The organism is Sulfitobacter sp. F26204, assembly GCF_026410305.1.
Classification (GTDB): Bacteria; Pseudomonadota; Alphaproteobacteria; order Rhodobacterales; family Rhodobacteraceae; genus Sulfitobacter.
In genome coordinates, this window is the sequence record NZ_JAPMLQ010000007.1 from 119723 (window position 1) to 131589 (window position 11867).

The 11867-nt window shown below is 55.1% G+C and carries 12 protein-coding genes; 8 read left to right on the forward strand and 4 right to left on the reverse strand.

The window, feature by feature from the left end:
• The first annotated feature begins 27 nt into the window (after nt 1-27).
• The 7 genes from sdhA (at nt 28) to OS190_RS15865 (ending at nt 6955) form a co-directional block, all read left to right on the forward strand.
• The gene (gene sdhA / locus OS190_RS15835) at nt 28-1833 is read left to right on the forward strand and encodes a succinate dehydrogenase flavoprotein subunit (RefSeq protein WP_267159693.1); all 1806 of its coding nucleotides are present in this window, start codon (nt 28-30) and stop codon (nt 1831-1833) included.
• On the forward strand, nt 1833-2144 hold the full coding sequence (locus OS190_RS15840) for a hypothetical protein (protein ID WP_267159694.1): 312 nt from the start codon (nt 1833-1835) through the stop codon (nt 2142-2144). Before sdhA ends, OS190_RS15840 begins: the two co-directional genes overlap by 1 nt.
• An 18-nt stretch (nt 2145-2162) precedes the next feature.
• Nucleotides 2163-2489, forward strand: coding sequence for a hypothetical protein (locus OS190_RS15845; RefSeq protein ID WP_267159695.1), 327 nt, complete (start codon nt 2163-2165; stop codon nt 2487-2489).
• A 12-nt stretch (nt 2490-2501) separates the two neighbouring features.
• Nucleotides 2502-3305, forward strand: coding sequence for an FkbM family methyltransferase (locus OS190_RS15850; RefSeq protein WP_267159696.1), 804 nt, complete (start codon nt 2502-2504; stop codon nt 3303-3305).
• A gap of 69 nt (nt 3306-3374) precedes the next feature.
• Nucleotides 3375-4154: a succinate dehydrogenase iron-sulfur subunit gene (locus tag OS190_RS15855; protein WP_267159697.1), complete on the forward strand. Its 780-nt coding sequence runs from the start codon at nt 3375-3377 to the stop codon at nt 4152-4154.
• A 306-nt stretch (nt 4155-4460) separates the two neighbouring features.
• A complete protein-coding gene (locus OS190_RS15860; protein ID WP_267159698.1) occupies nt 4461-6113 on the forward strand; it encodes an FAD-binding dehydrogenase in 1653 nt (550 codons plus the stop codon).
• Nucleotides 6110-6955: an urea carboxylase-associated family protein gene (locus tag OS190_RS15865; protein WP_267159699.1), complete on the forward strand. Its 846-nt coding sequence runs from the start codon at nt 6110-6112 to the stop codon at nt 6953-6955. The genes OS190_RS15860 and OS190_RS15865 overlap by 4 nt, the downstream gene beginning before the upstream one ends.
• 7 nt (nt 6956-6962) lie before the next feature.
• Here OS190_RS15865 and deoD read toward each other — a convergent pair whose 3' ends face one another.
• The 3 genes from deoD to OS190_RS15880 all read right to left on the reverse strand — a co-directional run bounded on the left by deoD (nt 6963) and on the right by OS190_RS15880 (nt 10296).
• Nucleotides 6963-7667: a purine-nucleoside phosphorylase gene (deoD, locus tag OS190_RS15870; RefSeq protein WP_267159700.1), complete on the reverse strand. Its 705-nt coding sequence runs from the start codon at nt 7665-7667 to the stop codon at nt 6963-6965.
• A gap of 235 nt (nt 7668-7902) precedes the next feature.
• Nucleotides 7903-8247 (reverse strand): H-NS histone family protein, encoded by a 345-nt coding sequence (locus OS190_RS15875; protein WP_267159701.1) that lies wholly within the window; start codon nt 8245-8247, stop codon nt 7903-7905.
• An 81-nt stretch (nt 8248-8328) separates the two neighbouring features.
• Nucleotides 8329-10296, reverse strand: coding sequence for a methylmalonyl-CoA mutase family protein (locus tag OS190_RS15880; RefSeq protein WP_267159702.1), 1968 nt, complete (start codon nt 10294-10296; stop codon nt 8329-8331).
• 165 nt (nt 10297-10461) lie between these two features.
• Here OS190_RS15880 and OS190_RS15885 point away from each other — a divergent pair, with 165 nt between their 5' ends.
• Nucleotides 10462-11262, forward strand: a complete 801-nt coding sequence (locus tag OS190_RS15885) for a bestrophin-like domain (protein ID WP_267159703.1) — start codon at nt 10462-10464, stop codon at nt 11260-11262.
• Here OS190_RS15885 and OS190_RS15890 read toward each other — a convergent pair.
• The gene (locus OS190_RS15890; protein ID WP_267159704.1) at nt 11240-11836 is read right to left on the reverse strand and encodes a GNAT family N-acetyltransferase; all 597 of its coding nucleotides are present in this window, start codon (nt 11834-11836) and stop codon (nt 11240-11242) included. The two genes, OS190_RS15885 and OS190_RS15890, sit on opposite strands and share 23 nt — an antisense overlap.
• Between the last annotated feature and the right edge of the window lie 31 nt (nt 11837-11867).

Here is an 11867-nt window from a genome sequence, read left to right on the forward strand (position 1 = left end):
CTATTTATTCCCACGGGGAGACGATTAATGGCCGCATATGAGTATGAAACCCACGAGTATGACGTGGTGGTTGTGGGCGCTGGTGGTGCGGGTTTGCGTGCAACCCTTGGCATGGCAGAGCAGGGATTGCGTACTGCCTGTATCTCCAAGGTATTTCCAACGCGATCGCATACTGTTGCTGCACAAGGCGGAATCGCCGCCTCGCTTTCTAACATGGGCCCTGACAACTGGCAGTGGCATATGTACGACACGGTCAAAGGCTCGGACTGGCTCGGTGATACGGATGCGATGGAGTATCTGGCACGCGAGGCGCCAAAGGCCGTTTATGAGCTTGAGCACTATGGCGTGCCATTCTCGCGTACAGAGGAAGGCAAGATTTATCAGCGTCCCTTTGGCGGCCACACCACTGAATTTGGCGAAGGCCCTCCCGTTCAGCGCACCTGTGCCGCTGCGGACCGTACCGGCCACGCTATTCTCCACACGCTTTATGGCCAATCTCTCAAACAGAAGGCCAATTTCTATATCGAATATTTCGCCATTGACCTGATCATGTCGGACGATGGGGTGTGTCAGGGCGTGCTGTGCTGGAAGCTGGACGACGGCACGATGCATCTGTTCGCTGCCAAGATGGTGGTGCTGGCGACCGGCGGCTATGGTCGCGCCTATTTCAGCGCAACATCGGCGCATACCTGCACTGGTGACGGCGGTGGGATGACGGCACGTGCGGGTCTGCCTTTGCAGGATATGGAGTTCGTGCAGTTCCATCCTACCGGCATCTACGGTGCCGGCTGTCTTATCACCGAAGGGGCGCGGGGCGAAGGCGGATACCTTACCAACTCCGAAGGCGAGCGGTTCATGGAACGCTATGCGCCGACCTACAAGGATCTGGCGTCGCGCGACGTGGTTTCGCGCTGCATGACCATGGAAATCCGCGAGGGTCGCGGCGTAGGCGAGAACAAGGATCACATTCACCTGCACCTCAACCATCTGCCGCCGGAAACGCTGGATCTGCGCCTGCCGGGCATTTCGGAATCCGCGCGCATCTTTGCAGGTGTGGATCTGACCAAAGAGCCGATCCCGGTGCTGCCTACGGTGCACTACAACATGGGTGGCATTCCAACAAACTATTGGGGCGAGGTGCTTGCGCCGACGAAGGATAATCCAGACAATGTGTCCCCAGGTCTGATGGCCGTGGGCGAGGCAGGCTGTGCATCTGTGCACGGCGCCAATCGACTGGGATCGAACAGCCTGATCGACCTCGTGGTCTTTGGTCGCGCCGCGGCCATCCGCGCCAAGGAAGTCGTGGATGCCGAAGCCGCAGTGCCGACGCCCAACAAACGGTCGGTCGAAGCGGCATTCAGCCGGTTTGACGGGTTGCGCTATGCCAAGGGGCATGTGCCCACGGCGGAGCTGCGCCTCGAGATGCAAAAGACGATGCAGGCGGATGCCGCCGTATTCCGCACCGACACGACCCTCGCCGAGGGCGAGGAGAAGATGAAGGGCGTGGCAGGCAAGCTTGTCGATCTACATGTGACGGACAAGTCGCTGGTCTGGAATTCGGATCTGATGGAAACATTGGAACTGACCAATCTGATGCCTAATGCGGTGGCCACGATCACTGCTGCGGCGGCCCGCAAGGAAAGCCGCGGTGCCCATGCGCATGAGGACTATCCTGACCGCGATGACGAGAACTGGCGCAAGCATTCCTTGATCTGGTTCGAGGGTAATGAGGCGACACTCGGTTTCCGGGGCGTGCATCTCAAGCCGCTTTCCAGCCATAACGAAGGTGGTATCGATCTGAAAAAGATCGCACCAAAAGCGAGGGTTTATTAATGCGGATATTGTTCAACCTGGGAAAAATCTATGCGATTGCACTGACCTGCGCTGCGCTGCCGATGGCAGGACATGCAGACGGTCAAAGTCAGGAATTTTTTGGCACCAAAGGGTATGTCGGAGAAAAGGGTTATGTGGGCGAAGTGGCTCAGCCTTCGGACCGCAGCCATTATGCTCAAAATCGGACCAATGGCAATCAACCTAAACGGGTGTTTTATGGTGAACGTCTGACCGTTCCGGGATGCCCTGAAAATTTTTCCGGCATGTATCGGGGCACTCTTTATTGCGTCGATGGCAGACCGCTCGACTGATGTGGGTGAAGCGCTGACATGAAGGGATTTGCAGCGGCATTGGTATTGTTTGTGGCGGCTTGCGCCCCGATGCAAGAGGCTGTGGACAATACCGCGCGCCAGGGGGCCAAGAGCGTCGTGACTGAAACCCTGGCAACCCGTTTCCCACAAGTGCCCAAGCAGTTGATCACCCCCTTTACGGATTGCATCATCGACAATTCCTCGGCACTGGAAATTCGCGATTTCGCCAAGGCGGCGGTCTTGGGCGTGGATGATCAAACCGTTGCTACAATACGTGCGGTTCTGTCCCGTCCTGAGACAGTTCAGTGCCTGCAATCGCGCGCGCTGAGCAGTGGGATCATTTAGACAATGTGCGCAATGACAAACCCAGCTTTCAATCCTGTTGATGCGCCGATCTTGTCAGCGTCGTTGCGGCCGGTCTTTCGCGCTGCGGACAAGGCGGCCCGGCAATTGCTGGTGCCGATCCTGCCGCCCGAGGTGATCGAATTTACCGGTGTGCGCATGTATGTGGACCCACGTGACAATTATACCGATCGCATGATCTGGCGGGATGGGCAGCCGCCTGAAATACAGTCATTGATGGCACTGGTTGAACTGGTTGAGGGGCGCAAGGCACTGGTTTTGGATATTGGCGCAAATTCTGGCTCCTTTGCCATTCCTTTGGGCGTTGCGGTGGGGGCAGGCGGGCGCGTGATAGCCTTTGAGCCAAATCCAGCGATGATCGGGCGACTAGGGCACAACCTGTGCCTTAATCAGCTTGGCGATGTCGTGCGGATCGAAGGCTGCGCATTGGGTGATGCCACCGGGGAGGCAATGTTGAATTTCCGCAAAGGCAACTTTGGTCAGGCCTCTTTGAAACCTGTCGAACCTGGTGCTCAGGATGGTGCAATGCTGGTGCCTGTCCGCCCCCTGCTTGAATTTGTTGCGGACGCTGACAATTATGATCTGACGGTGATCAAAATCGACGTCGAAGGAATGGAAGTAGCAGTGCTTGGGCCGATGCTGGATGCTGGCGGCTGGATGCCTGATGCGATGCTGGTCGAGGTGGCCCATGCGGATGAGTGGGATTCAGATCTCGTCGGCCGTATTCTGGAACTGGGCTATGAGATCAGGCTGCAAGCCGAACAAAATTCGCTGTTTGTCCGTAAAAACGCGGTCTAGAAATTGCCGCCCCCTGGGTGGCCAAACCTATGAAACGGGCAAGTCAGCCCAGAAAGATGGAGACGCGACATGGTTCAGCTCACACTCCCAAAGAACTCGCGCATGACGAGCGGCAAGACATGGCCCAAGCCCGAGGGCGCAAGCAACCTCAAGGAATTTCACATCTATCGCTGGAACCCGGACGATGGCAAAAACCCCGCGATTGACACCTACTTTGTTGACATGGACAGCTGCGGGCCGATGATTTTGGACGCGCTGATCAAAATCAAGAATGAAATCGATCCAACTCTGACCTTCCGTCGCTCCTGCCGCGAAGGCATTTGCGGATCCTGCGCCATGAATATCGATGGCATCAATACCCTGGCTTGCACCTATGGTCTGGCCGAAGTTGCGGGGGTGGTCAAAATCTATCCATTGCCCCACATGCCGGTTGTCAAAGACCTGATCCCCGATCTGACACATTTTTACGCGCAGCACGCGAGCATTCAACCTTGGTTGGAAACCGAAACGCCGGCACCTGTGAAAGAATGGAAACAATCGATCGAAGATCGCTCGAAACTCGACGGCCTATATGAATGTATCATGTGCGCCTGTTGTTCGACTTCCTGTCCCAGCTATTGGTGGAATGGCGACCGCTACCTTGGGCCAGCCGCGCTCTTGCACGCCTATCGTTGGATCATCGATTCACGGGATGAGGCGACGGGCGAACGCCTGGACGATCTGGAAGACCCATTCAAACTGTATCGTTGCCACACGATCATGAACTGTGCCAAGACCTGCCCAAAGGGGTTGAACCCAGCAGCGGCAATTTCCAAGATCAAGAAATTGATGGTGGAGCGCACCGTCTGAATAGGGCAACCCACTGATGCCCTTTCTTTTTGCCTTTCTTTTTGCCTTTCTATGCGCTTTTGTCATAGCTGCGGTCGTTGCCTGGAAAAACAAGGGCCGCAGACAATGCCGATGGCGCCAAAGCACCTGTGGCAGTCGTGGCACAATGACCAAATACAATTGTATCACCTGCGGGGTTGAAATCTTCAGCAGTCAGGGCAGGCCTGATAGCTGTATGGCGGTCCAAACTCAATCGGGCCTTTGACGCGGGCCGTGCTCGACAAATGATGTCGTCAAGATCTATCGTCACCTGAGAATGGGGGGCAAATGACCGATAAGAATTTCAAGGCGGATGTCATAATTGTAGGTGCTGGCCTTGCAGGGATGGTCGCCGCTCATGAAGCGGTCCTGCGCGGTCGCCGTGTGCTTTTGCTGGATCAGGAAACGCCACAATCCTTGGGAGGACAGGCATTTTGGTCCTTGGGGGGGCTGTTTATGGTGGATACCCCTGAACAGCGGCGCATGGGTATCAGGGACAGTCATGATCTGGCGCTGCAGGATTGGATGGGGTCGGCACAATTTGACCGACGTGAGGATGCAAACCCCCGTCTTTATGCGGAGCGCTTCATCGACTGGGCGGCAGGGTCGATGCGCCAATGGTGTTTTGACCACGGGATGCGATGGTTTCCTGTTGTAGGTTGGGCAGAACGCGGTGGCGGCCTGGCGCATGGCCATGGGAATTCGGTGCCGCGTTTTCACATTACATGGGGCACGGGCACGGGCGTTGTGGCCCCCTTTGCCAAGCTGATGACCGAACACGCAGCGACAGGCATGCTGAAAATGGGGTTTCGACATCGTGTGACAGACCTGGTTACGACAAATGGATCGGTGACTGGTCTTCGGGGGGATCTGTTGGAAAACTCGGTCGACGCGCGTGGTCAAAGCACGTCACGCGTTGTCGTTGGAAACTTTGCTTTTGCGGCGGAGGCCGTCGTTTTGGCCACGGGCGGGATCGGGGGCAATCATGCAGTCGTGCGCAAGCATTGGCCGACCGACCGTCTGGGCAAACCGCCCAAAAGGATGGTTGCGGGCGTGCCGGACTATGTAGATGGAAAAATGCATGCCATTGCCAGAAAGGCCGGTGCAGGTCTGATCAACGAAGACCGTATGTGGCACTATTGCGAAGGCGTCCAGAACTGGAATCCGATCTGGCCAAACCATGGCATCCGAATACTCCCCGGACCATCGTCGATCTGGTTTGACGCAAAGGGGGAACGCATGGAGGCCCCTTTTCTACCGGGATTTGATACTTTGGGAACGCTCAAACGCATCCTGCAAGCCGGTGAACACAGTTGGTTCATTCTGACACAAAAAATCATCGAAAAGGAATTTGCCCTGTCCGGGTCGGAACAGAACGCCGATTTGACGAATGGCCGCTGGTTGGATGTTCTAAAGGCGCGTCTGGGCAAAGGTGCCACCCCTGCGGTCGAGGCCTTCAAAAACAAGGGTGCGGATTTTGTCGTCGCCGATGATCTGGAAACCCTTGTTGACGGAATGAACAAGATCACGCCAGATCAGCCGCTAGACCTCGAAAAAATCCGCAACCAGATTGCGTCACGCGATGCGCAACTTGCCAACCCCTTTAGCAAGGATGCGCAGATCACTGCTATTCGCGGTACCCGTACCTATCGTGGTGACAGATTGGTGCGGACGGCCAAACCACATGCGATTTTGGACAAGAAGAACGGGCCGTTGATTGCAGTACGGCTGAACATCCTGACTCGCAAGTCGCTTGGCGGCCTCCACACAGATATTCATGGCCGGGTTTTGACACCGGCGGGCGAAGTGTTGTCTGGGCTTTATGCAGCCGGAGAAGTTTGCGGGTTTGGCGGTGGCGGATACCACGGCTACAATGCGCTTGAGGGGACATTCTTGGGCGGATGCCTGTTTTCTGGCCGCCTCGCGGGGCAAAACGCATGAAAAATCCACCAGCAGACGCCGAAGCACGCCGCGCTATCAAGCCGGTAGTATGTTATCCGGTCGAAACTTTGCCCCAGCCCGACATGGCGGCCAATGCAAAGGCGAGACAAGGTTTGCGCAAAACCGAAGAAATCTTGGTCCCACCTCGCGAAGCGCGAACATTCAAAGTGCCAGCAGGACATTTCTTTCGCATCACAAGTGTCGAGGGCCCTCAGGTTGGCGACCTGAATTTGTGGAACGCGAACGACCTTAACGAGCGGTTCTATTCAGGTAAAACCCGTGCGCTGCATGGCACGCATCTCACCACGGGCCAACAGATGTGGTCCAGCTTTCCGCATTTGCGCCCAATGGCGACGATCACCCACGACACATTGGAATGGTACGGCATCGACGCTTTTGGCGGCGCGGTACATGATGTCATCGGTACCCGCTGCGACCCCTATACGCATCACCTGTTGCAGGGTGGGCAGTATCATCATTGCTGCCATTCAAACCTGACCCGCGCCCTGGCATCTTGTTTGGATATACCCTTGGTCGATGCAGAACCGCATGTGCATGATGTGCTGAACGTTTTCATGTGCACCGGATTTACCCGCGATACCGGCCAGTATTTCATGAAAGCCAGTCCGGTGCGCCCCGGTGATTATCTGGAATTCATCGCTGAAATCGATCTGCTTGGCGCGCTAAGCGCCTGTCCGGGGGGCGATTGTTCCTCGGAACATTCATCTGATGTCGCTCAATGTCACCCGCTTTTGGTAGAGATCTTTGCATCGACGATGGATGCAAAAGGACTTCGCAAGGAGAGTCCTGCCAACGGTTATGATCGCAGTCACGGGACGTGATTTCGCGTTATTCGAAAGCCGCCTTGAGCGCGATCTCGACCATATCGCCGAAGGTTTTCTCGCGGTCTTCTGATGGCAGTGCTTCGCCGGTTTGCAGGTGATCGGAAACCGTCAGCACCGCAAGGGCACGCCGGTTATGTCGCGCTGCCAATGTATATAATTCAGCAGCTTCCATCTCTACGCCCAGAATACCATGTCGTACCAGTTGTTCATCCAGATCAGGCCGTTCAGCATAGAAAACGTCTGATGAATAGATCCCGCCCACATGGGTATTGACGCCGGCACTTTCTGCCGCAGCCACGGCGGCACGCAACAATGACCAATCCGCCGAAGGGGCAAAATTAATTTCGCGGAAAATCCCCGAGGAGGGCGAGGTAATGGTGCTGGCGGACATGGCAATGATCACATCCCGAATACCGACATGTGGTTGCATCCCACCACAAGAGCCGATGCGAATAAGGGTTTGAACATCATAACTGCTGATCAATTCATTTGCGTAGATCGACAAGGAAGGCATCCCCATGCCAGAGCCTTGAATTGTCACGGGATGACCGTTCCAGGTGCCGGTATAACCCAACATGCCACGCACTTCATTTACCAGTTTGGCATTCTGCAAAAAGGTTTCAGCGGCCCATTTGGCACGATATGGATCGCCTGGCATCAGGACGGTTTCCGCGATCTCACCGGGGGCGGCACCAATATGAACAGTCATTTTGAAACTCCAGTTTTCCAGATGAGAACAGAGTGCATTTGCCAGTGGCAGAGGCAAGAGCGAAGTGCGGAATTAACCCAATGCGTGTGGTGGGTATTCGTTTTCGACTTATGGTAGATTTTTCTAATTCAATTCAGAAAATTAGACTGCGAAATTAGGGTAACCGGAATCAGTTTTTGTAATTGCGCCCGCCACAAAACTGGACGGCGCAATTACACTCATAACGAGATAATTTCTAAATTTTAAGGGATTCCGGCGTCGCCCCTTTGCTCACTGCTTCACGGAACCAATTAGGATGACGCCCTTTTCCGGTCCATGTTTGGCCCTTGTCGTCGGGATTTGCATACATCGGTTTGGATACGGATTTTGATTTTTTTGCTTTTGTTTTCCGTGTTTTGCGTGGCTTTTTCGTTTCGTCGGATAATTCATCCAAGGAAAACCCGAATTCCGCAGCAGCCCTTTCGGCTGCTTTCCTTGCTTCCCTTTGATCCCGCGTGCGTGCGCTTTTTAGAGCTTTCTGCACATCTTTAAGATGTTTTTCCAACTCTTTTCTGCTCATGGATTTGAGGTCGATTTGCATGAATTCACTCCATTTCTTTGGTAATTATACCAAATGAATTAGCTGAATCCTAACCAGAAAACGCTTTTGTTCCTATTCTGCCTATTCTGCCGCGACGGGATTTGGATCAACCAGAGTAACAATGTCTTGCATTATGATGTTCAGTTCAAAGTCTTTTGGCGTGTAGACCCGTGCGACTCCCATCTTTGTTAGACGCATCGCGTCCTCTTCGGGGATGATACCGCCGACAATGATCGGAATATGTCCCAGTCCTGCATCCCGCATTTGGATAACCAGGTCTTTAACCAATGGAATATGTGAACCCGACAGGATCGAAAGACCCACAACATGGGCATCATCATTGCGGGCGGCTTCGACAATTTCAGAAGGCGTCAGCCGGATCCCTTCATAGGCAATATCCATACCGCAATCGCGCGCACGTACCGCGATCTGCTCCGCGCCATTGGAATGGCCATCAAGGCCGGGCTTGCCAACCAGGAATTTTAGCCGGCGGCCTAAACGGTCGCTTACGGCGTCCACTGCACTGCGTAATTCATCCAATCCTTCGGTCTTGTTGGACTGGCCTTTTGCGACCCCAGTGGGCCCGCGGTATTCGCCGTAAACAGACCGCATTTGCGCTGCCCATTCTCCGGTCGTCACGCCTGCTTTTGCGGCGGACACGGATGCGGGCATCACGTTGCGCCCTTCTGTGGCGGCCGCGCGCAGCTCTGCAAGGGCGGCATTGACCTCGGCTTCGTTCCTTTCGGCGCGCCATGAATTTAGTCGCTCAATTTGCTCTGCCTCAACTGCAGGATCGACAACCATGATGCCACCGTCACCTGTCATCAGCGGCGAGGTTTCGCCCTGCGTCCATTTGTTCACACCGACAACAATGGTTTCACCTGCTTCAATCCGGCCAAGACGGTCGGAATTGCTTTCGACCAGGCGTCCTTTCATATAATCGATTGCATCAATCGCTCCGCCCATTCCGTCGAGCAGGGCCAATTCAGCACGTGCGCCCTCTTTTAATTCCTCGACCTTTTTATCCACGGCCGGATTGCCGTCAAACAGATCATCAAATTCAAGCAAATCAGTCTCATAGGCTAAAATTTGTTGCATCCGCATGGACCATTGTTGATCCCAGGGGCGCGGCAGGCCCAATGCCTCGTTCCATGCGGGCAATTGCACAGCGCGGGCACGGGCTTTCTTGGAGAGGGTCACCGCCAGCATTTCGATCAGGATACGATACACATTGTTTTCTGGCTGTTGCTCGGTCAGGCCCAGGGAATTGACCTGAACGCCATAGCGGAATCTCCGGTATTTGGCCTCTTGCACACCGTAACGTTCAAGGCAAATTTCATCCCAAAGGTCAACAAAGGCGCGCATCTTGCACATTTCGGTTACAAAACGGATGCCCGCATTCACAAAAAACGAAATGCGGCCCACAAGCGCAGGGAAATCCGCCGGGTCGACACGTGGGCGCAATTGATCAAGCACGGCCGTAGCGGTCGCCAATGCAAATGCCAATTCTTGCTCAGGCGTGGCACCCGCTTCCTGCAGGTGATAGGAACAGACGTTCATCGGGTTCCATTTCGGAACATGCGTATAGCAATATTCGGCCACATCCGCGATCATCTTGAGCGAGGGGGCAGGCGGACAGATATATGTACCGCGCGACAGATATTCCTTGATCAGGTCATTTTGCACGGTGCCGTTTAGCTCGGAAATATCCGCACCCTGTTCTTCGGCCACCGCAATATAAAGGGCGAGAAGCCAGGGGGCCGTCGCGTTGATGGTCATTGAGGTGTTCATCTGGTCAAGCGGAATGTCCTTGAACAAGGCGCGCATATCTCCCAGATGGCTGACCGGCACACCAACCTTGCCCACTTCACCTCGCGACAGGATGTGATCACTGTCATAGCCCGTTTGCGTCGGCAAATCGAAGGCGACCGACAGGCCGGTCTGTCCCTTGGCCAGATTCGAACGGTAGAGCGCGTTGGATGCCTTGGCTGTGGAATGCCCGGCATAGGTACGGATCAACCACGGGCGGTCTTTGGATGGCTCGGGCATGGGAGGCTCCTTTAGTCGGCGGGGAAATTTTATTACGCTCAGGGATGTCTAGTTGACATATTATACCAATGTCAATTCGCTGCGTTGCGGCATGATGCAATGTGATTTGACCTAAAGCAAGCAGATGCGTAGGGCATCCGGGATCTTGAAACTGCAGGTGCTGACATGGGGCAGAATGAAATAATGTATGATATACCGACACCTTTGATTTCGCTGGCTTTGCTGGTCCTGATGTTGTCTGGCACCTGGATCGGCTACCGGACGGGCATTGTTCGCCAACAACGCGAGACCGAGCAAACCAAAACCCAGACCACCGCAGTGCAAGGATCAATGCTTGGCTTGCTGGCATTGCTGTTGGGCTTCACCTTTTCGCTTGCACTTTCGCGTCATGATGCCAGATCAAGTTCTGTGGTCGCAGAAGCAAATGCCATCGGCACAGCATGGTTGCGTCTGGATTTCCTGGACGGGCCGGCCAAGACACAGGCCAAGGTGAATTTGTTGAAATATACCCGGTTACGGGTTGAAGCAGGTGAAGTGCCAGCCGATCAATACAGGCAACGTGACGCATATACCGCGAGTGCCGAAGAAGCTTTTGCCACTGTTTGGTCCATTGCTGCGGAAAATGCACGTTCACCGGGTGGTGCGGCTTCGGTGTCGTTGACCAATGCGTTGAATGATATGATCGACGCGCTCGCCTCGCGGAATGCGACACTTGACCGGCATGTGCCGGAGGTTGTGCTGATCATGTTGTTTGTGACTTTCATCCTGTCAGGTGGGATGCTTGGCTTTTCTTCAGGGGTTAACGGTTCGAAACCGGCAACGCCGGTCTATCTGATGCTGACACTCATCGTGTTGCTGGTCTTCCTGATTGTTGATCTGGACCGGCCCAGACGCGGAATTATCGAAGTGGATCGCACACCGATGATGGATCTGCTGGCCTCATTCAAGGCCCCGTCGGGCGGGTGAACAGCATCCTGGTGCTGCTTGAAAAGCCAAAAACAGGGCGCAACAGGCCGAGTGTTTCCTGCCCTGTCGCGACAAAGCCCTCGCGCTCGTAAAGCGCCCGGGCGCGGGGGTTGCTGTCAATCACATCAAGGCGCACCGATCCAAGGCCTTGCGCCACGGCTTCGTCCTTGATGGCGCGCAACAGCGCGGTACCGATTCCCGTGCCGCGGGCCGCGGACGCCACGCAGATGCCATCCATCAGCAAGATGTCCCTGGCGAGGTCGCGTTCAATCAGGGCCAGAAGTGGTCCGCGCCAAAGCGCGGAAAACCAGCCATAGACCTCGGCCAAATCCGCCATTTCACCGCCAATCAACCCTCCTTTGGCGGTCTTGAAACCCGCCACCCCGAGAATGTCTCCGACAGGTCCGCGCGCAACGAGAGCGAAATCGGGGTTCAGTTGTGCGGCGATAAATTCAAGCGCCTTTGGAGGCGGGCCAAGGACATGGATAAGCTTCGCTGCGAAGGCTTGCCAATAGAGCGCAGCAACCCTTTGCCGTTCCTGTGGCATAAACCCTTTGGTTATTACAGAATCCATGCACCCGATCCCGAAGCTGACAGATGACATA